Source organism: Wolbachia endosymbiont of Anopheles demeilloni (genome assembly GCF_018491735.2).
Taxonomy (GTDB): Bacteria; Pseudomonadota; Alphaproteobacteria; order Rickettsiales; family Anaplasmataceae; genus Wolbachia.
In genome coordinates, this window is record NZ_CP084694.1 from 658,434 (window position 1) to 684,832 (window position 26,399).

A 26,399-nucleotide genomic window follows, 5' to 3' on the forward strand; every position below is an offset into this window, starting at 1 on the left:
GTGCAAAAATATCTAATGTTTATATTTATGTAAAATGGAAATTTTGAGTGGGGCGAGCGACCAGGATTGAACTGGCGACATTCAGTACCACAAACTGACGCTCTACCAACTGAGCTACGCCCGCCAAGATATAAAATATTTAACATACGAGCACAAATAGTCAATTGCTTATTTAAGCTACCTCCTTTTGCAGAGGGTTTTAAATATTTTCATTCACGCTTTTATCATTATAATCAATCCTATTGACACCGTGATATGTTTAAAAGTATTTTCACATTTAGTTTTTTTACAGCTATTTCAAGAATCTCAGGGCTAATAAGAGATGTATTGATTGCTACGGTTATTGGTGCAACCTCTCTTGCAGATATATTCTTTTCCTCGTTTCGCTTTGCTAATTTATTTCGATCGTTTTTTGCAGAGGGAGCATTTACTACCTCATTCATACCATTATACTCTGCAGAGTCATATGATAATAAAAAGGCATTTAATTTCGCAAGTAGTGTAATATCCATTACGTTTATTATTCTAGTAATTTTTTGCCTTATTACACAAACCTTCTTCCCTTACATGATCAAAATCTTCACTCCTGGATTTGACCAAAATAAATTTACTTTTACTGTAACTTTGTCGAAAATTATGATGCCCTACATAATCTTCGTGTCAATCGCATCACTTATTGGTGGAATGTTGCAAGTAAAACAGCATTTTGCTTCAACAGCTATTTCACCAATCATTTTGAACCTCTGTTTAATCATCAGTTTATTTTTACCTTACATTGAAACACCGGCTCATAACCTTTCTATAGCCGTCCTGATTGGAGGGATTTTGCAGCTACTTTTAATAATATTTAGTGCATACAAATTAAAGGCTTTCTTTTCTTTTAGTTTAGAATTAAGTAACGAAGTAAAATTATTTTTTAAACGTGTGATACCTGCAATTATCAACAATTGTGTAATACAAATAAGTTTATGGATTGACACAATCATGGCGAGTTTTATACCAAATGCAGTTTCTTATATATATTATGCCGATAGACTAAATCAACTACCGCAAGGAGTAATTGGCACTGCAATTGGTACAGTACTTCTTCCTCTGATTTCAAAACGAATAAATGATACTGAGAATATAGTCAAAATACAGAACAAGGCCCTTAATATAGGGTTAATATTAATTATGCCAATAACTGCTGCTTTTATCATTATTCCTGACATAATTTTACTTACGCTTTTTTCTTACGGCCGATTTGATTATTATGCAGTGCAGCAAACTGTTCCTACATTAGTAGCATTTTCTCTTTCTTTACCCGCATTTATTATAAATAAAGTATTGCTACCCACATTCTTTGCTAGGGGAAAGCTAAAAATACCAACTATGTTCTCATTAACGTCCCTTGGAATTAATGTAATACTAAATCTCATATTAATGAACAAATACCAACATATAGGAATTGCTATTGCTACTTCCATTTCCACTTGGATAAATTCTATTTTATTGATTAATTATTTAACAATAAATAAGATGTATAAGATTAGCCAAGCATTATTACTAAATATTGTAAAAATTCTCACTGCAACATTTGTTATGTCAATAGTTCTTTATCTCTCTAATCACTTATCAGCAGGGTTGTTTTTCGATAGAGGGCTAGCTCGTATTGTTTATTTAGTAACTTTAATAGCTTTGAGTGTTATTATTTATTCTAGCACTCTTTACATAATTTTTAGAGGAAATTTGAATAATTTGAAATATGTATAAATTACACCCTTTGTATTGCTATATGTCATTTCAGCTACTATTCCAATATCCACTCCTTTCATTCCATAACCTATTCCTTTCATCCCAGTGTCAAGCACTGAGATCCAGAAATTTTGTTGATTATATAATCTGGAAAACCTTATTTAAGTCACACTGGATCACAGTGTCACACACACAACTGTATGAGTGTTGTGGTTTGAGAGCAATTTCCACTGGGAACCCAGTGCTCATCAGACCAGCTTCTCATGTAAAAATGCTGTGTTTTAACATAAGAATAGCTACTTTTTTGCTAATTAACTTAATGTCTAATCAAATTTCCTGGATCCCAGTGTCAAGCACTGGGATGACAAGAAGAGAAGGGATGCTGGAATGAGAGGTCTATTATGAAACTTTCTTTATACGCCATATTATCAATCTCGTTGCTATTAATTCTCATGCACGTTGCTGCAACTTTTAAGGATTGGAGTGGCTACAGAGAATATATCGTAAAAGAGTTAGAGAAGACGTATGATGCTAAAGTACATGTTGGAGGAAAAATTGAAGTTTCGCTCATTACTCCAAAACTTACTATTTACAATTTATATGTACAATATAACAAAAATAAGGAACAAAAATTATCAGATTTAATTAGTGCAAAAAAAATTGAAATAAGGCCATCGCTATTATCGTTGTTTTCATTTTCATTGCAACCAAAGTCAATCTCATTTTTGGGCATGAAAAGCAACAAAGAAAATTTACTTAATATTATAAATACGAAAGCCAATGATAATATAGTTGATATATTAATAAAGGACAGCCAAATAAGTTTTAACGCCGATACTATTAACATCAAGGAAGTTGCTATAAAAAAAAATAAGCAGTTTTTTGGTGAAGTACAGATTGGTGACAACAATTACGATTTTTCTGGAAAGGTTAATGTCACAAAAAATAATGTACACATTAGTGTTGATTCAAATTTTGCAAATTTGCTATTTAAAGGTAATAGAAATCAACAGGGTAATTTAACAATGACAATCAATAACAGTTCCGGTTCTGTGAGCAATTTAGCAAAAATCATTAATCTTAGCTTCCTTTCTTATATAATTCCCAGCGAAAATATTGAGATATCATCCAATATCAATCTCAATGAAAGCGAATTTACGGCAACTGATTTAAAAATTGAGTCCAAAAGCATGCAAGGCACTGGTATAATACAAAATGATAGAAAAAGTGATCATACTAATATCAATATTAGTTTTAGTAAAGTCGACCTAAAAAACGGCTCACACAAAACAACAGATATGAAGGGTCTTTTAGAATCTTTTAGAGAAGTTGTGCCAAAGAACTTGAGCTTGGATTTTTATATGGAAGCTTCAAATATTCAATATCAAAACAGGATATTGGACAAATTTCATGCTACGCTAAAATTTGCTAATGGCAAAATAAACGTTGATACTCTTCTTCAATTTCCTGGAATCAATAATATATCTCGCTTATCAGGAAGAGTTTCAAACAATGGCAACTTGTCTGAATTTAATGGTGATATATTGATAAAGGGTGAGTCGTTCATTTCACATATTTTACCTTCTATCAAGATGCAAGAAAGAGAGAAAAGTCAATTTACAGCAAGTTCTAAACTATATTTAGCACCTAGAATATTATCTCTTTCAGATATCAGATTGCTAAATAACAAAGAATCTTGGCAAGGATCAATTAAGGTAAATTACACAAAAAAACACAATATGATCGATAGCAAATTTAGCATACATAACATTAATATAGATAAATATGATTATTCATTATTCAGCAAAGTGCAATGGCTGAAAAATCTTAAATATGATGTAAATATAAGAACTAGTGTTAAAGATTCTATATTCAATGGCACAAAAATTGAAGATTTGGATTTTTCATTAAAAATACAAGAGAACAAGCTAGTTGCAGATAAAATAAAATTATTCGGAGAAAATTTCGACATTACCGGTAATGTAAAAATATTAGTGGATCAAAAATACACTAAGCCTTTATTAGAAGTAAACCTTACAGGTAATAAATTTAATGGAAATATCTTTAAATTACCAAAACTATTAGAGGTAAAAAGAAACTCAAAAAATGAAATAAATCAAATTCAATGGTCAACAAAGCAGCTTAATTTTTTAGATGAGAAAGGAGATTTTGATGCAAACGTGCAAATCAAAACTACAGAATTTAAAATTGGGCAAAACGTCTTAAAAGATTTTAACTTGGATACAGTGATAAGAAACAACACTATCACTATCAAACAGATAAGTTACATACTAGAACATGGAAAAATGTTTTTTCAGGGTTATCTAAAAGCAGGCTCAATTCACACAAAATTTTCTATTGCAAATTTGGACACCAAGGAAGTTATAGGGGTTAATAACATAAATGGCAAGATAAGCTTAAGTGGTGAAATCAAAACTCAAGGAACAAGCTTTGATGATTGGGCTAGTAACTTATCAGGAAATGTAAACTTTCAAGCACAGAAAATAGAGTTTACAAATGTGGATTTTAATTCATTCATCACTAAGTTGTTAAGTAGTAAGAATAAACCTGAAATTTCCAAGCTTGCTTACGTTGATATATGTAATGGCAGTACGCTTTTTGAAAATATTAATGGAAAAGTAAGTATTAACAGTGGTGTATGTTCAACTAGTTCACAGTTTAGTACCGATCAAGCATCAGGTTCTATCTCTTCTAATTTAATCTTATCTAATTTCTCCTTAACTTCTATATTCAGACTCTTTTTCATACTACCAAATCATAATAGTCCTCTTTATATCGAGGCACACTTAGATGGCCCTATTTGGTGCCCTAAGATGAGTTTTGATGTAGACCAAATTTACAACACCTTAGTTAGCAAGAAAAATAGTTAACTCATTTAGATGTAGGATTTAAGGGACAATCTATCTTTAAGTTAGACCTTAGTAAAAGATGTTCCACTCTCACCAATGATAAAACTGATTGTTTGTACCTTCTCAATATTTGCATCGCTGCAGCTTGTGCTTGGACTCTCTGTCTCTCCAAGCAATAAACGTGTTATCTCCCTATAGTCTTTGAGAACAGATAAATGTAACACAGTAATATAAGAATTACTTGATATATTAATATCTGCTCCTTTTTCAAGCAATAATTTCACTTGCTCTAAGCGATTTCTTTTAGCAGCGTAATGTAAAGGAGTTTCACCATTACGATCTGCTGCATTAATATTTGCTTTGCGTCTCGATGACAATTCTATATGAGGAAGAATAAATCGAGAATTACCTACTGAATTTTCTTGTTCTTGATACATAAAATACCTCTAATTTCTTAAAGCTTAGTATAAATATCTACACTATATAAATATCAATTCAACGCATCACCACCGGGTAACGGTAAAAGTTTCTCCTTTTATAATGAGCATAGGCCTGTGTACATTACTCTAATTATGAGCTTGAGCAGCTGCTTGAAGTTGTTCAGCACTTGGATTATCCAAATTCTGACTTGGAATAGCTGCTTTACTTTTATCTAACAAATCCCTTCTGTCCGATTCCTTATCAAATTGGCTTACTATTGTATCAACGTGTTCAGGAAATTCTGATATATGTTCCAATGCGTCAGAACACCTTATTTCATCATATTCTCTATCAGACAAATAACTTGCTAATTTATTCTCATCAGTCTCTTACAGAAACTGATATAATGATATATTGCTGTTACTAAGCCTGACGTTCATCATCTCATTCTGATAATCATCCCAAAATTTGGACAATTCAATATTTTTGACAATACACTCTGGTTTCGTTGTGATACCACTATGTACCACAGCATATGCAATTATAGTTCTTACTACCATCGGTTTATCGCAATACCCTATTTTGTAATCATCACTAACTACAATAGATAAAGGGGTCCTTCCTTTCTTATCTACTGCATTAACATTTGCTCCTCTATCAAGCAGCAATTCTGCTACTTCCTTATGACCATACCTAACTGCAATATGTAAAGGAGTTTCCTTTTGCACAGTTGTTACTGCATTAATATTTGCTCCAGCTTCTATCAACTCCGTAATCTGCTGTATATTCTCTCCTTTAGAAGAATTCATTAATAGTTCATCCAATTCTCTTTGTTCCCTTTCATTCATAATTTACCCCACAATTTCATTGTAGTTAATTTAATATGTAAAAAAAATAATATCAACCCAATTTATCACCACCGGGTAACGGTTGCAAGCCAAAAGCTTCTCTTTTTTCATTGAGCGTCATGAAGCTTGCGTTTTCCACGTATTTCCACATCTTTTGCCTTTTTTCCATTAGAATTTCTATCGCGTCTTTATCATATGACAAACATAAATCTTTGCCAAACTTGAGCACTAGCCAAGAATTTAAGTGACAAATAATATTTTCTAGAGTCGGTAAGACTGTCTGTTCCCAAAGGGAAATACGTGCTTCAATTAAATTACTGTAAGTGTTATCACCTGGTATGCCAAGCAACTGCGGCGGAACGCCAAAAGCTAGCGCAATATCACGAGCTGAGCTATGTTTGGATTCAATAAAATCCATATCCCTCGGTGATAAGCTCATTTCCTTCCACTCTAGACCCCCTTTAAGCAATATAGGTCTTCCAGCATTGATAGGACCTGAGTAATGATCATTTATCTGTCCTTTTAAGCGTTGGTACTGCTCTTGACTTAAGTTTTCACCACTTCCATCTTTTTCTGATTTTACAACTATTGCACCACTTGGTCTTGCTCCATTTTGCAGCATTGCCTGATTATGCTGATCTATACTATATGCAGCTGCCTCAATTGGTGAAAGTCCATATCAATCATTCAAAGGGTTAAAGGTTTTAAGATACAGTACTGTTGAACGCCCAGTCAATTTATCAACTCTAAAGTCATAACTGTTGTTATTTACGGTATAACGATAGACATAAGGAACGTTATTTCTTCCTGGAATAATTTCAACTCTATCGGGGGCGCAGAAGATAAAGCTCTGTTGGTTTGTTCTGCGCCTCAATCATCAATACATAAGAATTGCCGTTAACTAATCGATAAGTCACAATCCCCTCAATAAATTCCGATTTTGATATCATTGGATTAGGAGAATAAAGTAATTTTAGTAAAGGATGTGTTTTTAGTTGTGACTTTCCCTGATCAGTAAGCTAGCAGAGAGTAAAAGGTACCGAAGATGCAGCACTTGCCATCATATTAATTGCTCGAAAGGCAATGACATTTTTTATGTAGCTTTCCTCAGCAAAACTTGCATAATTGCGCCTACTCCAACTTGGTTTCATCATTAGTTGCAAAGCAGAGTATTCACTGCTTTTCTTTCTTTGAAAAATGTTAAAATTCATATGTGCCTCCTGAAAACTTTGTTAAAAATTTGAAATTGTAGTTGAATTATATCAATTAGTGTTACAAGAATGATGTCATCCCAGTGCTTGACACTGGGATCCAATTTTTCATACAATCTAGTCAAAGACGTTCTTTTTAGCGTAAAGCAACTATGCTTACCAGTTCAGTGTGCTATCTACAATTAAATTTCTGGATTCCAGTGTCAAGCACTGTAATGACATTGATAGACCTAAAAAAAATAGAATATGACAGAATGGCTAATATCTAACCAATTTGCTGATTATAACCATTCTGTGAAATTCATGGAAGCAAAAATTCAACAAATTCACAATAATTTATCTGATGAGTTAGTATGGCTACTCCAGCACCCTCCACTTTATACTGCAGGAATCGGTGCAACAGATGATGACATTATTGAAAAATTATTTCCCATATACAAAACAGGCAGGGGCGGTAAATATACATATCACGGGCCAGGGCAGCGCATTATATACTTAATGCTAAACCTCAAAAAAAGAAACAAATGTGACATCAAGCTGTATATCAGGGACCTAAGTAATTGGATCATAAATGTTTTAAAACACTTTAATATACTTGGGGAATTTAAGGAAGATAGAATAGGCATTTGGGTGAACAACAACGAAGTAGAAGAAAAAATAGCAGCTTTTGGCATTCGCTTGAAAAAATGGGTAACTTATCATGGCATAGCACTTAATGTTTCTCCAAACCTTTCCCACTATAAGTGTATTATTCCTTGTGGACTAAAAGATTACGGCGTTACATCAATGGAAAAACTAGGAGTAAAAGTTTCTCTTTGCGAATTAGATGATATATTAAAGCAAGAGTTTCATAAGATATTTTAATGTATTCCTTTATTCTTTATTTTCTATGCCTTTTACTCACTAATCCTGCACACACAATCAATCAAGTTGATATTATTGCTCCTTCTTCGAAGGGAAAAGAATCAGATTTGCTTAATATAAAAGAATACGTAAAAACTTTGGGTTTTAATCCCCATATTTCGGAGAAAATATACAGTAATGACAACCCATTTTATTCTAACTCTGATGAGTTTAGAGCGAATGATTTGGTTAATGCGCTCACTGATGATAGCAAAATAATTTGGTGTATCAGAGGAGGAGAAGGGGCTTCTCGGTTAATTCCTTACCTAGAAAAGCTGCCCAATGATAAAAAAGAAAGAATTGCTCAAAACAAAAAAATTCTTATAGGCTATAGTGATATCACTGCTTTACATATTTATCTGCAAGTTAAATATGACTGGCAAACTCTTCACGGTACCATGTTGGAAATGATAGTAAATAACTCTGTTGCTGAAAGCTCTGTTGAAAAATTAAAAGAATTAATTCTTAACCAACGCAACTCTATCAAATTTGACAACTTAAAGATGATAAATAATGGAGTTAGACTAAAAAATGGCAGATTAGAGTCTAAAATCATCGGTGGTAATATGACTTTGGTTGAAAATAGCATAGGAACTGCTTGGCAAATAAACGCAAAAAACAAAATTCTATTTTTAGAAGACATAAAAGTTTATCCATATTCAATTGAGCGCAGTCTAGATCACCTAAAACAAGCTCATATTTTTGATGAAGTAGATGCAGTAATCTTTGGAGACTTTATTAACTGTTATAATGATAATCTTGTTGAAATTGTAAAAGAAAGGTTTGCAAAAAGTGTCAACTTTCCAGTATTTACAATGAAAGGAGTAGGCCATGGACATATAAATGACCCTTTACCTTTCAACACTCACACTATCATCAGCATTCAAAACGAGAAGGAGTTTATGGATGTGCAACAGTTATACAAGTAACTTTATCTTACACTTCTGCTCTTTGTCATCCAAGTAGCCCTCCTTCTTGTCATCAGAGTAGCTGACACTGAGATCCAACTAAGTTGGTAAACACGAAAGCGCTTTTTTTTTGACGAAATTGCACAAAAAACTGGATGCCAGTGTCTGGGCACTGGCATGACATCATCTTTTTTATCAGATGCATATGAAATCAGTGCTTTCTTGTCATCCCAGTACTCCTTATTCTTGTCATTCGAGTAACCCCTTCAGTGTCATCCCAGTGCCTAGACACTGGCATCCAGAACAGGTAATAAGAAGCACTGAAATGACATCTCTATAGGACTCCTAACCAATCAAAAATATTAAGAAATTTACCAAGAAAAAAGGCAAAAGAATCCCCCAGTAGTGAGTTTTAACCCTATAATAATGTAAATCGGCATTGTAATAATGTGCTAACGCTTATTTAAAGCGCGTTTTAGCTGAATGTAGAAAAAATAAAAAGACATGCAGCCACTATAATTTTATGTAATCTGCCAATATATATCTGAGTTTTTTACTGAATTTTTGTTGTTAAATCTGCAGAGATTAAAAACAAGGATAAATACTCTTATTGTCATGATAAGAAGACTGATGAGGTTTGTCAAGTTGACTCTATTGCATATCCTTATGAGTAAATTAATGTTATCCTTAATTATTGCTAATCTAAAGTTTTTTATGTTCATACACTTGCGTGTTCATAGCGTTTACTCTCTGCTTGAGAGTTCGGTTAAAATTGAGGAGCTGATTGGTCTTTGTTTGCAGAACAAAATGCCGGCAGTTACAGTTACTGACTCAGGTAACTTATTTGGCTCACTTGAATTTGCAGAATATGCAGCTAATAGGGGAATACAGCTAATAATAGGATGCAATATTATCGTTCGACACTTAGAACAAAATTTATCAATACTCCTACTTGCAAAAAATGAACAAGGGTACACTAATTTAGTCACCTTGGTGAGTGAGTCTTTTAAAAAGCGCAAGAATAATAGCGATATTCATTACGTTGATTTTGATGAGCTATTAAATTTAAGTTCAGGCCTAATCGCCTTAACTGGTGGATATGACGGCATATTGGCTCAACTGTTATTGAAGCAAGATAAAGAAACGATAAAAAGACTGCTCTCAGCATTCGATGGTCATTTATATGTTGAATTGCAGCGTCATGGGCTGAATAAAGAGCTAGAGCTTGAAGAAGCTTTAATAGATTTTGCTTATCAGCGCAATATACCACTAGTTGCAACGAATGATGTGTTTTTTCCAAATAAGTCTGATTATGAGGCTTATGACATATTAACGTGCATATCGGAGGGCAGTTATGCCCTGGAGAATAACAGAAAGAAGTTAATTACCGAGCATTACTTCAAATCTGTGGCAGAAATGGAGGAACTGTTCAGCGACATTCCCGAAGCAATTCATAACACTTTAGTGATAGCTAAGCGGTGCTCTTACATGCCAAGAAGCAGGCAGCCTATCTTGCCTAAATTTCCTTGTCGAGAAAATAAAACTGAGAATGAAGAACTGAGGGAGCAGGCAGTTTCAGGGTTGAAGCTGCGTATTGCAAATGAAACGGACATAGACCTTAAACAATACTACGATCGGCTGAATTACGAACTAAGCGTAATAACTTCGATGAACTACGCTGGCTACTTTTTGATAGTTTCTGATTTCATTCGTTGGAGCAAAGCAAATGGCATTCCAGTTGGACCGGGAAGAGGTTCTGGTGCTGGGTCGATTGTTGCTTGGAGCTTACAAATTACAGATCTTGATCCAATAAAATTTGGTCTGATCTTTGAAAGATTTTTAAATCCTGATCGTATATCGATGCCCGATTTTGACATTGATTTCTGCCAGGAAAAGAGGGATTTAGTTATTGATTATGTTTGGAAGAAGTACGGTTATGTTGCTCAAATAATCACTTTCGGAAAATTGCAAGCTAGAGCTGTGCTGCGTGACGTTGGTAGAGTATTGCAGATACCCTACGCTCAGGTGGATAAAATATCCAAAATGGTTCCATTTAATCCGGTAAATCCGGTAACTTTATCACAAGCGATAGAGTTTGATCAAAATCTACAGAAAGAACGAGATAGTGATGAAGTAATTGCAAAACTCCTTGATATCTCTTTGAAGCTTGAAGGAATATACCGTCACGTTTCAACTCATGCTGCTGGAGTTGTGATATGCGATCAAAAGTTAGAAAATTTTGTTCCCGTCTATTATGATCCAAATTCGGCTTTGCCAATCACTCAATACAGCATGAAATATGTGGAGAAAGCTGGGTTAATAAAATTTGATTTTCTTGGACTTGGTACGCTAACACTAATAGATCATGTATGTCGTTTAATTAATCGTGATGAAAAAAAATTTGATATTTCCTCGGTTTCTTTGACTGATCAAAGAACCTATGAAATGCTCTCAAGAGGTGATTCAATCGGAGTGTTTCAGCTTGAAAGTTCAGGGATGAGAGAAGCTTTAATCAAATTAAAGCCAGACTGTATTGAAGATATCATCGCTTTAATTTCTCTTTATCGCCCAGGGCCTATGGATAACATTCCAATTTATGTTTCAAGAAAGCATGGACTTGAAAAGCCAGATTACATTCATCCATTGCTTGAGGAGGTGTTAAAAGAAACATTCGGAGTAATAATCTACCAAGAACAGGTAATGGAAATAGCGCGTATTCTTTCTGGATATAGCCTCGCAGAAGCAGATTTACTCAGACGTGCCATGGGTAAGAAAATTAAGGAAGAGATGGATAAACAACGTGAACTTTTTGTTCAAGGAGCAACAAAGAATGGTGTTGATTATGATAGGGCAAGTTATATTTTTGACCTTGTTGCAAAATTTGCTGGTTATGGATTTAATAAATCCCACGCTGCAGCATATGCGATTATATCTTACCAAACAGCTTACCTTAAGGCTAACTACCCGCTAGAATTTTTTACGGCCTTGATGAATCTCAACATTGATGATAGAGACAAACTGAATTTGTTTTATCATGCTGCAAAATTCAGTGGAGTTGCTGTTCTTTCGCCTGATATCAGCAAATCTAAGGATGAATTTTCAATAGAGGGTGAGCACATACGCTACGGAATTGCTGCTTTGCGTAATGTTGGTTTTGCTATAGCAGAAGGAATAGTAAATGCACGCTCAAGTTCTTATAAGGACATATGGGAATTCATTCAAAATTTGGGGCATATAATAAATAAAAGGGCATTAGAAAGTTTAATTAAATCTGGAACATTTGATAATGTGCACAAAAATAGAAAGCAGTTATATGAGTCAATAGACACATTGATTTACTTTGCAAATAAAAATAGGCAGTCAAATCAAGCTGCTTTATTTGGTAATCTTGATATTCTGAAGCCAAAACTTAAGAACGTGGAAGATTTTAATGAAGAGGAAAAATTAGAGCATGAGTTATTTTCATTGGGATTTTACTTAACTAATCATCCACTTGAAAAATTTAGAACTCTCTTGAAAAAATTAAATATTGGGTTTATCGGAGAGAGTAAAACGATAAAAACTGCTGGTGTAGTATTAAATGTGCGTATGAGAACCTCAGAACGTGGAAGATTTGTTATCCTAACACTTTCTGATCCCCACAATGTTTCTGAAATAGCATTCTACAACAATGAAATAATAGAAGAAAAAAAGAATCTATTTTCACCTGGAGCATTTGTGATAATTGATCTTGAAATTTCAGAAAACACAACGAGATTATCAGGAAAGGACATATCTGAATTTACAGAAAAGGTTACTTCTCTAATGAAAGGATTAGTTTTAACTGCTGTATGTGCAGACTCGCAAAAAGTTGCTGAGGAGTTGAATGCAGTGTTGAAAAATGGAGGCAAAACCAAAATAATGCTAAAGTTTCTTCTCGAAAAACATAAAGTCAGCATCTTGTTGCCAGGTACATATTCAATCACCCCCCAAGCTATTTATGAAATATCTCACTTAAGTTGGATTGAAGGCGTAGAAATTAATACAAATAACTTGTTTATATAAAAAAGTTTCATATAATAAAGTGTTTAATTGATATTAAAGGAAGATATAGTGAATCTTTATGAATTTACTTTTATAGCACAACCGAACTTATTGCAGCAAGAAGTAGAAGAAATGGTCCAAGAATTGGCTATTTTGTTGAAAAATATTAAAGCAGATGTTATTTCTCAGGAGTTTAAAGGTCTGATAGAAAGAGAACATAGCACAGTTACAAAACAAGAGCTAGAGGCAAGTACTGAAAGCATTAAAAAAAGTCTGATTGTTTACTCTGATTTTTTGGAAACTCTGACAAAAATTTTATGGGTTGAATTGGAAGAAGATTTTTCAAATTTAAAAGAAATAAAGTCAAGAATCGATAAAGAATTGAAAAATGAACTAAGTGATACGGGAATAAAACAAAATTTTATGGACCTTCCAGGAGCTAACACTAAAAGTGCATTTATCTATAATGTAGTAAATGCTTTTAAGGAAAATATTTCACAACATCTAATAAAGCCCCTTCAAGAGGTTTTAAAAAGTTTTAAAATAGTAGACTCAAATCAATTGAATAAAACGCTGGAAGTGCTTTTGAAAAATATTGAAGCTTCAGGATTGATAAAATATGAATATTGGGGTCTATTGGATTTTGCATACCCAATAAATAAGATGAAAAGTGGTCATTACTGTATGATGTGTATAAGTTTTACTTCAAGCATTATGGATGAATTTGAGCGTAGAGTAAAACTGAATGAGAATATTATTCGCCACTTGTCTGTACGGATTAATGAGTTTTTTAAAGGTAAATCTTACATGATGGATAAACAAATTGAGGAGAAAAGTGCATAATGATGAAAAGACGAAATAGTTTTAATAATTCTTACGTGTCTGTAAATAACAGAACTGGCTTTAGGCGTCCTAAGGTCTGTCCTCTTGCTGCATCTAAAGATGAGGACATAGACTATAAGAATATAGATTTATTGTCCAAATTCACCTCTGACTATGGTAGAATATTACCTAGAAGGTTAACAGGTGTGTGCGCAAGAAAACAAAGAAAGTTGCGCTTAGCAATTATAAGAGCACGCTTTTTAGCTCTTGCTCCTTACTGTACTAAAAAAGTTAGGTAATTTATGTTAATAATTTTAAAGGAAAATATAACAACTTTAGGTAAGATTGGTGAAGTTGTCAAAGTTAAGCCAGGTTATGCACGTAATTTTCTTTTTCCACAAAAAAAGGCGATGAAAGCCACTAAGGAAAATTTAATAAAGTTAGAGGAACAGCGTTTATTATTGGAAGAAGAAAATACCAAAAAATTAAATGTAGCAAAAGTGCTTGCATCATCACTGCATGATAAATTTATTATATTAATAAAGCAAGCTTCAGAGGATGGAAAGATTTTTGGCTCTGTAACCACACGTGAAATTGCAAAGACTTTATTACAAGAAGGATATGATATAAGTCATCATAGTTTATCTTTTGGTGGAATAAGCATCAAAAATTTGGGCGAGTATCAAGTGAATATAGAATTACATAGTAAAGTGATAGTGCCAACTACTATATACGTTGTCAGATCTGAGAAAGATGCACATGAATTAAGGCAAGCAAAGTTGAAAAATCAGAAATCTGAGCAAAAAGAGGCAGAGCAAGATGCGAGTAAAGAAGCTACTGATGATGATGATAGCTGATCAAAGATGATCCCTTGTTATAGTTGTAAAAAAATGTCTTCCATTGCTAAGCTGGTATCATTCAAGTGCTCCCCTCATTTCATCCAAGTGCGTGACACTGGAATGACACCATTATTGGAATAAATCAAAAATGATCCCACGCTATAGCCGCAAAGAAATCTCTTCTATTTGGGAAGAAAAAAATAAGTTCAACATATGGCTCAAAATAGAAAAATTAGCATGTAAAGCTCAAGAAAAATTAAAAGTTATTCCAAATGATGTTGCTGAAAAGCTCTCTGGTGCTATTGAATTTGATATTGAGCGTATTAACGAAATTGAATCCATTGTAAAACATGATGTTATAGCTTTTTTGACATATATTGCTGAAAAAGCAGGAGTTGATGTTCGTTATCTCCATTACGGAATGACAAGTTCTGATGTTTTAGATACATGCCTTGCAGTACAGTTGAAAGAGTCATGTGATATTTTACTCAAGAATCTAAAAAATTTACTTATAGTATTGAAAAAAAAAGCTGAGGATTATAAAGATATTGTTTGTGTTGGACGCAGTCATGGAATGCATGCAGAACCAATAACTCTTGGATTAAAATTTGCTAGATTTTATGCTGAATTTAAACGCAATTATCAGAGATTAATTAGCGCGCAAAAAGAGATCTCAATTTGTAAAACATCAGGTGCAGTAGGTAATTTTGCAAATATTAATCCATTTGTTGAAGAGTATGTAGCGAAAGAAATGGGACTCATACCTGAAATCATATCTTCTCAAGTCATCCCTCGTGATAGACATGCCATGTTCTTTTCAGTTTTGGGAGTAATTGCAAGCTCAATAGAAAATATTGCAATTGAGATTCGTCATTTGCAAAGAACTGAAGTCGGCGAAATCTCTGAATATTTTTCCACTGGGCAGAAGGGAAGTTCTGCTATGCCGCATAAGTGTAATCCTATTTTAAGTGAGAATTTGACTGGGCTCTCACGCTTAGTACGCAGCTATGTTTTTCCTGCATTAGAAAATGTTGCATTATGGCACGAACGAGATATATCGCACTCGTCTGTGGAAAAGTGCATTGCTCCTGATGCTTGTATAGCAATGGATTTTGCTTTAGTACGATTAACAGATTTGATAGATAAATTGGTGATCAATAAGGAAAATATTGAAAAGAACTTAAATTCTTCAAAAGGCTTGGTTTTTTCACAACGAATATTACTCGAGTTGGTAAATAGTGGTTTGGCGAGGGAAGAGGCGTATAAAATTGTTCAGAGCAATGCAATGAAAGTGAAACAAAACAATAGTGATTTTCTGGCCGAACTGAAACAAGATAAATCCTTACTTGAAGTTATTAACTCTAAAAAACTTGAATCTTTGTTTGATTTGAAGTATTATACGAAACATGTAGATCATATATATAGCAAGGTTTTTAATGAGGCTGAGTAGCTCAGTGGTAGAGCAGGAGGATCATAATCTCTTGGTCGGGGGTTCAAATCCCTCCTCAGCCACTCAAGCTAAGCTATGGTTTGGCGATAGCAGCGCATTTGACAAAATAACGTGATTCATTGTCAATTAACTGAAGTTTTTTTTTAGTTGTTCATATAGTATATGGAATAATGTATGTGAAGTGATAAAGATACAACATTTGTTGTATCTTTTCAGGGGAATGGCTAATGGTATCCGTTCAAGAAAGTGGTAAGGTAGATGAGAAAAGACAACTAAATGAATTTCATCCGAGTAGCTGACACTGGCATCTATATAAAGACAATCTAATGCACTCATTTAAAGTGAAGTTTTCTGGATCCCAGTGTCTAGGCACTGGGATGACAAGAAAAGAGTTGACTTGAATGACACCGAATAGGTACTGGGACAGAGGCTACTTGAATAATATTTTACCATGTCATTCCAGCACTTGATGCTGGAATCCAGAAGTTTTTTGAGCACAAAAGTCATGCTAAATTTTTGTTGTTAAGAAAGGCTGGATAGCTACTTGCATGACACCATTTGTTACTTTGTTTTTGTCTATCTTATTTTGCTACCCTACTGAACGAATACACAAAATCTAACTTTTTTCTATACAACCAGCCAGGTCAAGAAAGGTGAATCTATCTCTTGTTGCAAATGTAAGATTGACTACCTTGCAATATTGCTCTTTGTTCCAATTAAGATGCTCCGGTAAGTACGGAATTGACAGATCTTCAAATACTTTCTGCAGGTGTTTTGCAGATAGTAAATTTTGCTTAATTAAACTAGAAATATTAATCCATTCTTTGCAAATAATCTCTTGAATTTTTTGCTGCATCATTTGCTTCTGCTTTAGAATTTTTATAAATTCGGTATTACCAAAGCACTGAGTTATATGTTTTACATCTAAAGTGATCGGTTTGGTAATCGGGTTTTGTATTGACAATATCTCCTCTTGCAAGTTAGCCATGGTAATCGTTGTCACAGCAATTTTTTCCCCATGTAACGAGGAGGAATAATCCTGTGTTACCATCTCAATTGCATGAGCTATCATATGTTCTCCTTGACTTGCAGAGTAACTGCCTTTTGACATCACCATTCCGAGTCCTGAAATCAATAAGGCTTCCATAAGTAATAAAACTACTCTTTTATCTTTTTTAGCAAGTGCCAAGTGTTCTCTGAGCAAAATTTCCTCCAGATTGCGAACAAGTTTAAAGGGGAGTTCATTATATTCTGTGCTAAGTAATAGATGAGATAATAGCCAATCGGCTTGTACTGTTGAACGGCAGATGAAATCTGCAAATCCACTTAATGTGAGGCGTGGTGGTGCGTTGGCAATTATATCGGTATCAATGTATATTGCCTTTGGAAGATGTGCTCCGAATGATTTTTTATATCCATCAACTAATATTGAAGCATTTGCAGAGCTATATCCATTCATGGAAGCAGCTGTTGGAAAGGATATGTAGTCTTTGCCTTCTAAATAGCTTGCGTACTTACAGATATCATTAACAGTGCCACTGCCAAATGCAACCATTAAGTCACTATCTTTTGCTTTATTTCTAACTAGGTTTACAGCTTGGAGAGAAGCAGCGCTGTTCAGTCTATTTGGTGTCATCCAAGTAGCGTGACACTGCGATCCATCATAGTCACGCGCTGGAATGACAGGTGTGGCTGGAATAATTAAATGAGAAACTTTATTCAGTATGTTTTTGTTTAAAAGTTTTGCTGTATTTTCATCTGCAATCAGAAAAATGTCATTTCCGTATTGTCTACATATTTCATAGATATTATCAGCAAGTACTTTTACTTCCCTAATAAGAACTTGTTCTGTGTGCTGTAATATTTGTTTTAAATATCGCATAGAATGTTTACAATACGGTAATGTTAGTATTTCAAGATTGACATGAAGATTGACCCTGTAGAACTAACTAAGAAATTAATTTCTTTTAAAAGTATAACACCAAAAGACGATGGGGCAATAGAGCATATAGCAGCCATTCTCAAGAAAAGTGGTTTTGAATGTGAGATTTTAGAGTTTGGTGATAAAGTTAAAAATCTTTATGCAAAATATATAAATGGAGTACCAAACTTGTGTTTTGCTGGACATGTTGATGTTGTACCACCAGGTGAGTTAAAAGATTGGATATCTGATCCATTTAAGCCAGAAATTAGAGATGGAATGCTATATGGAAGAGGAGCAGCTGATATGAAAGGCGGAGTAGCTGCATTTATTGCTGCTATCGTAGATTCAATTGCAGGTAAGTTTCGATTCAGCGGTTCAATCAGTGCATTGATTACCAGCGCTGAAGAAAGCACTGAAGAACATGGAACAAAGGCCGTTTTGGAATGGATGAAAAGCAAGCAAAAAAAGATAGATTTTTGTATAGTTGGAGAACCAACGAGTAGTGAGAAATTAGGTGATACCATAAAAATAGGTAGAAGAGGTTCTGCAACATTTAAATTGATTTGCCATGGTAAACAAGGGCACGTTGCCTACCCAGATCTAGCAGATAATCCAATATATAAAATGGTATCGATACTAAGTAAGATAAAAGATACCACTTTTGATACTGGTAATAAATACTTTCAGCCTTCACATTGCGAAATTACTACTATCGACGTTGGAAATAATACTAATAATCTAATACCTAGTTCAATAGCAGCAGGTTTTAATGTTCGATATAACAATACACAAACACCAGACGTTTTATATAAGATGATTGATGCAATATGCACCAATGTGACTAACGATTATAAACTGTCTATGCAGAGCAGCAGAAACGTTTTTCTCTCTATTCCTGATAGAAATACTGATATTATGCTTGATGCGATAAATAAAATTACCGGCATTGATGCTGTGCTGAGTACAAATGGTGGCACATCTGATGCTGTGTTTATTAAGGATATTTGTCCAGTAATTGAATTTGGTATGATCAACAAAACCGCACATCAGGTAAATGAATGCATATCAATAGACGATATACATAAATTAACAGCTATATATAAGGAGTTTATAAAAAATTATTTTTACCCCACTAATAAAATATTAAACCAGATCAATGTAATTGGTAATACGCCTGATGGTCCATTATTAGCTTGAGGTGCAGTTGCATAGAGAAGAAAACTTACTAGACACATTTTACCAGCCCCTTATTATAATATTAAGGGTATTTTTGAATCAAAACTTGTCTTTGATCTGTGCGAGCTCAATAACAAAAATTCAGTAGAAAGCTTATTGGCGAAAATTATCTGTTCAGCAGAGTGACAAAATAAGATAGACAAAAAGGGTATAAGAACAAATAGCGTTATGCAACACTGGCTTTTGTACACAAAACGTTGTAAAGCGCTTTTGTCAACCTGGATCCCAGCTCGGATAACAAGAAAAGAAGCACTGGTTTCACATAGATCTGAACAGATATAATTTCTTAAACATTTATAGCTCACATAAAACCCGGTCTGACTGTCATAAAGGCTACTCATTACAGCAGACAACTTTCGCACTACTTCAAATTCTAATTTTCAACTTAAAGAGGTACATAATGTCAAATAACTTCAATTTCAAAGAATTTTTTCACCATCACGAAACAAATAGCACTTTAGATGATATACAAAGGTACTGCATACTATGGCAATCAGTGATATCACAGGCAATGATTGATGCAGCAAGTAACTGTAAAAAAACAGAAAGCTTGGTAGAGAAACGTAAAGCAATTTCCTGGCTATCAAACTTCAGTCAAGATTTTGTTGAAACATGTATACTGGCTGATTGCGATCCGTTATACGTAAAAAACAAAATACAGCCAATTCTAAACAAGATAAAGCCCTTTTAATGAGGTTTACCCCTCTCACCAAGAAAAATATCATTTAATCTTTTTTCTATAGCTTCATCTATATCTTGGATTAATAGCTGCTTTATCATATTCACTTTCCGTTCTGCCTCTTGAAGATTATTGTTACCGTAACTGTTCTTATTACTATAACCATAACTACTGCCATTTGGTTTATTACTCATTTTTCTTCTTGTGCTGAGTATCTGAACTATCTTCTCCTTGAAAAAAGACTTCCAGCCTGTGCCAGAAAATAATTTGTAGAGAAAATGCGGAGTAAGAAACGCTACTAATATTCTAATAGAAACTCCATAACCCAAATCATCTCTATTTTCATAATACCATTTTAAATATTGATATAAATGGTAAAATGCATTTTTGAAAGAGCTAAATTCTACAGCATACCAAAAGCCACTGGTGAGAAACATGAGCATAATGCTCGATGTATAAAGATACAAAGTGAAAAGAAATAGCTTGACAACTATATCTTTCAAACTGCCCAGTATGTAATTAAATAACCTTAATTTATAAAAAAGTGATATCATTTCACTCACACTTCAATAAAGCTGGGGTGGAAGGATTCGAACCTTCGCGTGGCGGTATCAAAAACCGCTGCCTTACCACTTGGCTACACCCCAATATCGTTTATATCAATAACATTATTAACCCAATTAGTAAAAGATTTATTCGCTTTTCCTATGGGTATTATCACAACGGCTGGTTGATCATAAGAATGCATTGCCTCGATTTTTTCTACAATCTTATCAGCCTGATCATTCCTACTTTTCATAATTGCCACTACTTCACAATTATTATTAATTTTACCTTCCCATAAATACAGAGAATTTACTTCAGGAAATATATTTACACACACAATTAACTTCTCGTTTAACAATTCTTCAGAAATAGCCTGAGCCTCTTTCAAGTTTGAAAAAGTTATATAGACTAAAACTAAATTGCTCATTAATCGCTACATCAATGCATTTTTACTATACTCTACTTAGATTTATTCATCAAGAGAAAATAGGAGAGACCTCTTCAGTGCTTGACACACAGAAATTGAAGATGTAATTTAGTAGCTCTCCCCTTGTCATCCCAGTGCCTAGAGACTGGTTTTTCATCTAGATTCCAGCATCAAGTACTGGAGTGGAATGTTATCCAAGTAGCTGACAATGGCATGACATCACCATAAAGGAATCAGTGTCAGCTACTTGAATAACATCATTTATTTCTCTAGTCGTCTTTTCTCTTTTTCTTATTTTACTACTCTGATGAACGGATACAAAAAAAACTCATGCACCTTGATGTAAGTAGATCTTGCAAGCATTTTAAGATTGCCGGTTCACTAGTTAACATAGAAAAAGCTCAACAAAATTATAAGAATAGTATATAATTGAAAATATTTAATAGTGAAAATAATGCCTAACACTAAAGAAAAAGAAATACATCTTATATTCTTTCATGGGTTAGGGGATAATTATAAAAATGCAACTACATTCTGTAAAGATATGCAATCTGAGCTCATGCACCACCATGATATACCTAATTTTCACACTCATGAACACAAATACCCGTCTGCATTTCAAAATTATATAACTTATGCCTTAATCAGCTTCGTATGCTTACTAGCATCAATATTGCCACCTACTGTCATACTGCTCACTAATTCAATAACAGCTAGAACAGATGGATTGGCAGTCTTATCAGCTTCAGCTTGTGTTTTTTTATCTATATTCCTACTCATGATTCCGTTTCTAAATAAGGATCAAAAGTTATTCAAGTCTTCAATAGAGCAAATTGATCAACTAATATATCAAGGTGTAAAACCCGAAAATATTATACTTTTCAGTCATTCTTTTGGAGGAGCAGTTGCATCGGAAGTATCAAGGCATTTTGCGAATAGAGATGTTAAACTTGGAGGAATCGTCTTCACTAGCACTTTTAGTTCTTTTCATACAGCAATAGAGCATTTTCCAATGCCTCAAACGAAAATTTTGAGTATACTGCCTTCATTCCTACTAAAAAGAATACTAAAAGCCTTCGATTTAGACTTTGATATAGCAGATAATTTGCAAAAGTCACAAAATGAAAAAACGCCAATAGTAATTATTAATCACGCAAGAGACACATTAATACCACTTGCCTGCACAATTGGCAAATGCGATAAGAGGTGATCAATTATTAAATGGTAATCCGATTAAGATTCGTGATGATCTGTTTATATATGAAGATGATCCTCATAACAGTGTTTTGGATAGTGGCACACTGACTGAAGAATTAAGAGAAATGGTACTTAGTAAAGTTACGTCTAGAACGCATTAACTTTTCTTCTGCTTTTTTTGGCTAAGGTCACACTTCATTACGTATTAAATTGTATGCATCTGTTCAGGGAATTTGCTAATGTGAAAGCAGTGCTTCCTTTCTTGCGATGTAGCTGTACAGAAATTGAAGATGTCATTTAGTAGTTCTCCCCTGTCATTCCAGCACTTGATGCTGGAATCCATAAATTTAACTGGATGCCAGTGTCTAGGTAGTGTCATGCACTGATAGTTGTCTTTTCTCGCCTACCTTATTTTACTACTCTGCCGAACGGATACAATTGAATATAGTATAGTCTTCTGTTCTGACGAGAATAGTTTTATTCCATCGATCAAAAAATGCTAAATTGAGGTATGTATCACCCTTATAGGGCTTGTGAATTTCAGTCATAATAAATTCTGAGATTAGGTTATGCTCTAAAAAAAGGTGTGCTATTTGTGCCCCACCAATCACAAAGACTTGAGAACTACTTTGAATTGACAGAAATTCTTGCATGGAAGAGACAACAGTACATTTTGGGCCTCTATTAAAACACTTGTTACGGGAGAAAACAATAGGTGTACGATTCTTTAGTATGCTCTGAGGCACGGTTTCAAATGTCTTTCTTCCCATCACAATAACTTGCTTGTCGGTTACTTGACAAAAATGTTTGAATTCACTTTGATAACGCCAGGGCAAATCATTATTTATTCCAATTACCCCATTAGGGTCAACAGCCATAATTCCAATAATCTTCATCCCTTTAAGACAGCTTGGGCTACAAAAAATCTCATGTGGTCACATACATTATGCACTCTAAGGAAATCAACCTTATTTTGCAGTACAGCAGATGTAGCAATTGTTTCTAAATCTCTATTAGAAGGAGATTCTATGGAAAAAGAGGAAATAAATGACTTTCTGGAATGGCCAACTAAAACCTTGCAGCCAAAATTTTGTAAAGTTTCTATACTGCGTAAAATCTGAATATTCTGATACATAGATTTGCCAAAACCAATACCAGGGTCAATAATTATTGAACTTTCATCAAAACCCAGGCCTAGTAGTCTGTTAATGCTCTTCTCTGCCCAGTTATTTATAGTATCAATTGGGTCAGTGTCATGTGGAATAATTTTGTCCTTATGTGGCGGTATGGAGAGTGAATGCATAATAACGATACTACATCCACTACTAGCAATCGCTTTTAGAGTATGATCATTCAGATCTCCCTTCTGATCATTTACCCAGGCAATGTTGTAGTGCTTCAAAACGTTTAAAATAACATTCGGCCAAAAATTATCAATGCTGACCTTAATATCACCAGTTTTCATATAGTCGCTAAGATTATCAAGTACTGGTTTTAGACGTTCATACTCTTCCTCTGGCGTCTTTATTGAAGCTCCAGGCCTTGTTGATTGAGCTCCAAGATCAACTATGCTTGCACCATCTGATAACAGCTGCAATGCCTGCTTGGTTGCTCGATTCGCATCATAATAAAGACCACCATCTGAAAATGAATCAGGGGTAATATTGACGATACCCATAAGCTTTGGTGAAAGCGTAAAACTCTTTAAAAAACAGTCTTGAACATTGAAAGCAAAGGTTTTATTAACAATTGCCATCAAGTGGAGCAAAAATGGTCTATTTACTAATTTTGGGTGAGGAATTTTAAGGTCAGGTATATCAAGCGTTAGATCATCCCATAACAAAATATCTAAATCAATAACACGAGGTGCCCATTTTTCGTAGACTTGTGGACGACCAATATCACATTCGATTTGTTTTAAGCCTTTTAGTAGCTCCTCAGGAGAAGAAGAACAACTTCCATAGACAATCATGTTGAGAAATGGCTTGTTCCAATCAGGTGGAGCACCATTTGGTAAAATAGCCTTAGTTTCTAGAATGATCGAAGACTTTAAGTCTTTTAAATAGCGCTTCTTTAGTAACTCAGTAGCTCTTTGTAAATGGGAAAGGCGATTCCCTATATTTGACCCAATAGAAATATAGATCATTCTTGCAATTCATTACAGTAAGTAAAGAAAACTCCCCCATGCACACCAGGAATTGGTGGTGCAGTTTTGTGAGTAGTCACCTTGACAGAAGAAATAATATGCTTCTTTCGCAGCAAAAGGTTATTAATGGCTCTGTATATCTCATGAGTTAAATGCTCGATTAAATTAAATTGCTTGCCCTGAACAAGAGATTGAATATTTTGCACTACTTCCAAATAGCAGATAGTATCTTTAAATTGATCAGTTGTAAGCCCTGAAGGAGGAGATTTAAAAGTAAAATCAACATCAATACTCACCAATTGGGGAGAAAACTTCTCTTCTGCACTACATCCCAAATGAACCCAAAGCCGTAAATCAGATATAAGAAGATTACATGCTACCACTGAATTTAGTATCTACTTATAATTAATGGCAAACGTTAACATTCATCATGCCATCAAGAAAACCCCATAAGAGTTTTGCTCCTTTTTTAGCGCCTTGCATAACTTTCTCTTGCTCTTCTTCGCTTAAATCTGCAATAAAGTTTGCACATTCTTCAGAATGCCACTCATCAGCTTCCATATGAACGGTAAAAAATTTGAGAGAACGTTCGTCATTTATTGAATAGTGTTTTTTCAGACCTTTAATTTTAGACTTAGAAACCTCTGGAGTTTGACGTTCATAAGCGTACAGAGCTCCAAGAACTGCTGCAAAATCTGATTTTACAATGTCAAAATAACCATCAACTAATTCTCGTGTTTCCTTAATTTGTGCATTTTCACAAAGTTCTGAACGTGCTACTCCCAGTCCTTCAGCAAAACGCTGCCATAATTCTGGGTGATTCTCGTCACCTTGTTCTTCCTCTATTAAATTACCAAGTAAAACTTGCCGCATTTTCAAATTCGAACACAAGGAATGTATACCGCTGATATAACGAGGAAAAGCAGCAACATGGTGATAGTATTCCTTAGCATAGGTTTGCAGAGCCTGCAGGCTTAAGCTACCTTCATTCCATGACTCGTAAAATGGGTGTTTTAATAAGTGTAAACTATCTAATTGATTATTAAGTGATTGAACAAATATCATAAATAAACACTAAATTGTTTTAGGCTACGTTTAGGTTTATCAAATGTCAAGAGGCATTTCTCATTACCTTTCTCCGATTACAGAGTTGTGCTCATCAAGTGAACATAATTCCTGAGCTAATTTCACTCTTTTTAGAATTCACAGATGATTATTTCAAAAAGAAGGGCTCGCTCAATCAAGAGATAAAAACAGAAGTGATATTTGAAAAGAATAGTGAAAAAGAAATAGAGGAAAAGAAACAGTATTTTACCAATTTAAAGAATTATTCAATAAGTCAAAGTATATCTAAAAAGCTAACATCTCTGCAAATATTGAAATAAGTGTTTCTTTTGTGATTAAAAAAACATTGCATCTAGAGTATCTGCTATAAGTGATAATTTTGTGCTTTCATCATAGAGATTGTTTTCACTAGCTAATAATTTCTCACTAATTTATGGATAAAGTTTAGAAACGTACTTCTCATAGCATTTATCTAGGCATTCTTGGTCTGTCCGTTTTGTTTTGTAGGAATGGCATTTCTGCTTACATTGATTATATCTAAATTCAATCCCTTTCTCTTTGTTTGATGCTTGTTGTTCCATAATACTCTTCAATTTAAATGATATTAATATTGGCATACAAATATGAACATTATGCTAATATCATTACTTTTTAGGTATAGATGGCAAATTTATGCCTGGAAACAGTTTTTGGTTATTTCCTAGATTTTTTTTATAAAAACCAAAGGCGCCAGTTGGTTTTTATTAGCTAAGGTAAAGGTCAAATATCTGGAATTCTGAACATAAAATCCTCCTGTATAAATTAGAAAAAAATGCAGCGCACACACGACAGATATAAGCTGAAGAGTACGCTTTTTATTGAAAGATTAATTGAAAGCCTGCAGACAAAGATAAATTTTTGAGCTCTTAAAATATCTCTAATTGCAATTATAATTAGATTGAAAATATCCGGAAGTAATTTTTATATAGTGGAATTTTCAAACACTAACAACTACAATACTGCGTACTTTAAAAACACAAAAAGCTTATGTAAGAGAGTAGGTTTTGCAATTGTATTAATAGTGGTGGGATTGGTAGGACTCGAACCTACGACCAATTCGTTATGAGCGAACTGCTCTAACCGACTGAGCTACAATCCCTTTTATTAACACT

The 26,399-nt window shown here is 34.0% G+C and carries 22 protein-coding genes, 4 tRNA genes and 2 pseudogenes; 14 read left to right on the plus strand and 14 right to left on the minus strand.

The genetic code is table 11. From position 1 onward, the window contains the following. Positions 1-48 precede the first annotated feature (48 nt). Positions 49-124: transfer RNA gene (locus tag JSQ73_RS03480), tRNA-His, on the minus strand. 131 nt (positions 125-255) lie between these two features. Here JSQ73_RS03480 and murJ point away from each other — a divergent pair. Further along, positions 256-1,752, plus strand: a complete 1,497-nt coding sequence (gene murJ, locus JSQ73_RS03485; protein WP_214249617.1) for a murein biosynthesis integral membrane protein MurJ — start codon at positions 256-258, stop codon at positions 1,750-1,752. 383 nt (positions 1,753-2,135) lie between these two features. After that, positions 2,136-4,625: an AsmA family protein gene (locus tag JSQ73_RS03490; RefSeq protein WP_214249618.1), complete on the plus strand. Its 2,490-nt coding sequence runs from the start codon at positions 2,136-2,138 to the stop codon at positions 4,623-4,625. Positions 4,626-4,666: 41 nt separating this feature from the next. On the opposite strand, the gene JSQ73_RS03495 is transcribed toward JSQ73_RS03490, so the two are convergent. The 4 genes and pseudogenes from JSQ73_RS03495 to JSQ73_RS03510 all read right to left on the minus strand — a co-directional run bounded on the left by JSQ73_RS03495 (position 4,667) and on the right by JSQ73_RS03510 (position 7,083). Continuing rightward, positions 4,667-5,041: an ankyrin repeat domain-containing protein gene (locus tag JSQ73_RS03495; RefSeq protein ID WP_214249619.1), complete on the minus strand. Its 375-nt coding sequence runs from the start codon at positions 5,039-5,041 to the stop codon at positions 4,667-4,669. 129 nt (positions 5,042-5,170) lie between these two features. Further along, positions 5,171-5,383 carry a hypothetical protein gene (locus JSQ73_RS03500; RefSeq protein ID WP_234301634.1) on the minus strand — a complete coding sequence of 71 codons (213 nt, stop codon included), beginning with the start codon at positions 5,381-5,383 and terminating at the stop codon, positions 5,171-5,173. A gap of 30 nt (positions 5,384-5,413) precedes the next feature. Next, a complete protein-coding gene (locus tag JSQ73_RS03505) occupies positions 5,414-5,872 on the minus strand; it encodes an ankyrin repeat domain-containing protein (RefSeq protein WP_234301635.1) in 459 nt (152 codons plus the stop codon). 52 nt (positions 5,873-5,924) lie between these two features. After that, positions 5,925-7,083: pseudogene (locus JSQ73_RS03510) on the minus strand (phage portal protein). A gap of 246 nt (positions 7,084-7,329) precedes the next feature. On the opposite strand from JSQ73_RS03510, the gene lipB reads away from it, so the two are divergent. From lipB to JSQ73_RS03550, 8 genes are all read left to right on the plus strand, one after another. Further along, on the plus strand, positions 7,330-7,947 hold the full coding sequence (lipB, locus tag JSQ73_RS03515; protein WP_214249620.1) for a lipoyl(octanoyl) transferase LipB: 618 nt from the start codon (positions 7,330-7,332) through the stop codon (positions 7,945-7,947). Continuing rightward, positions 7,947-8,915: an LD-carboxypeptidase gene (locus JSQ73_RS03520; protein WP_214249621.1), complete on the plus strand. Its 969-nt coding sequence runs from the start codon at positions 7,947-7,949 to the stop codon at positions 8,913-8,915. Before lipB ends, JSQ73_RS03520 begins: the two co-directional genes overlap by 1 nt. Before the next feature lie 693 nt (positions 8,916-9,608). After that, positions 9,609-12,938 carry a DNA polymerase III subunit alpha gene (dnaE, locus tag JSQ73_RS03525; protein ID WP_214249623.1) on the plus strand — a complete coding sequence of 1,110 codons (3,330 nt, stop codon included), beginning with the start codon at positions 9,609-9,611 and terminating at the stop codon, positions 12,936-12,938. Between the two features lie 48 nt (positions 12,939-12,986). Beyond that, the gene (gene rpsF / locus JSQ73_RS03530; RefSeq protein ID WP_214249624.1) at positions 12,987-13,760 is read left to right on the plus strand and encodes a 30S ribosomal protein S6; all 774 of its coding nucleotides are present in this window, start codon (positions 12,987-12,989) and stop codon (positions 13,758-13,760) included. Continuing rightward, a complete protein-coding gene (rpsR, locus tag JSQ73_RS03535; RefSeq protein WP_015587948.1) occupies positions 13,760-14,038 on the plus strand; it encodes a 30S ribosomal protein S18 in 279 nt (92 codons plus the stop codon). Before rpsF ends, rpsR begins: the two co-directional genes overlap by 1 nt. Positions 14,039-14,041: 3 nt before the next feature. Further along, positions 14,042-14,596: a 50S ribosomal protein L9 gene (rplI, locus tag JSQ73_RS03540; protein WP_214249625.1), complete on the plus strand. Its 555-nt coding sequence runs from the start codon at positions 14,042-14,044 to the stop codon at positions 14,594-14,596. 130 nt (positions 14,597-14,726) lie between these two features. Next, complete coding sequence (gene purB / locus JSQ73_RS03545) at positions 14,727-16,028, plus strand: adenylosuccinate lyase (RefSeq protein WP_214249626.1); 1,302 nt, start codon at positions 14,727-14,729, stop codon at positions 16,026-16,028. Continuing rightward, a tRNA-Met gene (locus JSQ73_RS03550) sits at positions 16,019-16,090 on the plus strand. The genes purB and JSQ73_RS03550 overlap by 10 nt, the downstream gene beginning before the upstream one ends. A 554-nt stretch (positions 16,091-16,644) precedes the next feature. Here JSQ73_RS03550 and JSQ73_RS03555 read toward each other — a convergent pair. Beyond that, positions 16,645-17,910 carry an iron-containing alcohol dehydrogenase gene (locus JSQ73_RS03555; protein WP_214249627.1) on the minus strand — a complete coding sequence of 422 codons (1,266 nt, stop codon included), beginning with the start codon at positions 17,908-17,910 and terminating at the stop codon, positions 16,645-16,647. A 42-nt stretch (positions 17,911-17,952) separates the two neighbouring features. On the opposite strand from JSQ73_RS03555, the gene dapE reads away from it, so the two are divergent. Continuing rightward, positions 17,953-19,149: a succinyl-diaminopimelate desuccinylase gene (gene dapE / locus JSQ73_RS03560; RefSeq protein ID WP_214249628.1), complete on the plus strand. Its 1,197-nt coding sequence runs from the start codon at positions 17,953-17,955 to the stop codon at positions 19,147-19,149. Positions 19,150-19,588: 439 nt separating this feature from the next. After that, positions 19,589-19,879: a hypothetical protein gene (locus tag JSQ73_RS03565; protein WP_214249629.1), complete on the plus strand. Its 291-nt coding sequence runs from the start codon at positions 19,589-19,591 to the stop codon at positions 19,877-19,879. Here JSQ73_RS03565 and JSQ73_RS03570 read toward each other — a convergent pair. From JSQ73_RS03570 to cutA, 3 genes are all read right to left on the minus strand, one after another. After that, positions 19,876-20,421 carry a hypothetical protein gene (locus tag JSQ73_RS03570; RefSeq protein ID WP_015587954.1) on the minus strand — a complete coding sequence of 182 codons (546 nt, stop codon included), beginning with the start codon at positions 20,419-20,421 and terminating at the stop codon, positions 19,876-19,878. The genes JSQ73_RS03565 and JSQ73_RS03570 overlap by 4 nt on opposite strands. Positions 20,422-20,442: 21 nt before the next feature. After that, positions 20,443-20,514 (minus strand) — tRNA-Gln (locus JSQ73_RS03575). Further along, positions 20,505-20,840, minus strand: coding sequence for a divalent-cation tolerance protein CutA (cutA, locus tag JSQ73_RS03580; RefSeq protein ID WP_214249630.1), 336 nt, complete (start codon positions 20,838-20,840; stop codon positions 20,505-20,507). The genes JSQ73_RS03575 and cutA overlap by 10 nt, the downstream gene beginning before the upstream one ends. 454 nt (positions 20,841-21,294) lie before the next feature. Between cutA and JSQ73_RS03585 the strand changes: the two are divergent. Then, positions 21,295-22,198, plus strand: a pseudogene (locus tag JSQ73_RS03585) (alpha/beta hydrolase family protein). A gap of 255 nt (positions 22,199-22,453) precedes the next feature. Here the strand turns inward: JSQ73_RS03585 and JSQ73_RS03595 are convergent. From JSQ73_RS03595 to JSQ73_RS03610, 4 genes are read right to left on the minus strand one after another with little or no spacing between them, the layout of a single operon-like run. Then, positions 22,454-22,933 (minus strand): dihydrofolate reductase, encoded by a 480-nt coding sequence (locus JSQ73_RS03595; protein ID WP_214249631.1) that lies wholly within the window; start codon positions 22,931-22,933, stop codon positions 22,454-22,456. Then, positions 22,930-24,183 (minus strand): dihydropteroate synthase, encoded by a 1,254-nt coding sequence (folP, locus tag JSQ73_RS03600; protein WP_214249632.1) that lies wholly within the window; start codon positions 24,181-24,183, stop codon positions 22,930-22,932. Before folP ends, JSQ73_RS03595 begins: the two co-directional genes overlap by 4 nt. Continuing rightward, positions 24,180-24,566, minus strand: a complete 387-nt coding sequence (locus JSQ73_RS03605) for a dihydroneopterin aldolase (RefSeq protein WP_214249633.1) — start codon at positions 24,564-24,566, stop codon at positions 24,180-24,182. Before JSQ73_RS03605 ends, folP begins: the two co-directional genes overlap by 4 nt. Positions 24,567-24,588: 22 nt before the next feature. Next, positions 24,589-25,248, minus strand: coding sequence for a CADD family putative folate metabolism protein (locus JSQ73_RS03610; RefSeq protein WP_214249634.1), 660 nt, complete (start codon positions 25,246-25,248; stop codon positions 24,589-24,591). A gap of 98 nt (positions 25,249-25,346) precedes the next feature. On the opposite strand from JSQ73_RS03610, the gene JSQ73_RS03615 reads away from it, so the two are divergent. Next, complete coding sequence (locus JSQ73_RS03615; RefSeq protein WP_234301640.1) at positions 25,347-25,568, plus strand: hypothetical protein; 222 nt, start codon at positions 25,347-25,349, stop codon at positions 25,566-25,568. 741 nt (positions 25,569-26,309) lie between these two features. Here the strand turns inward: JSQ73_RS03615 and JSQ73_RS03620 are convergent. Continuing rightward, a tRNA-Ile gene (locus JSQ73_RS03620) sits at positions 26,310-26,386 on the minus strand. Positions 26,387-26,399 lie beyond the last annotated feature (13 nt).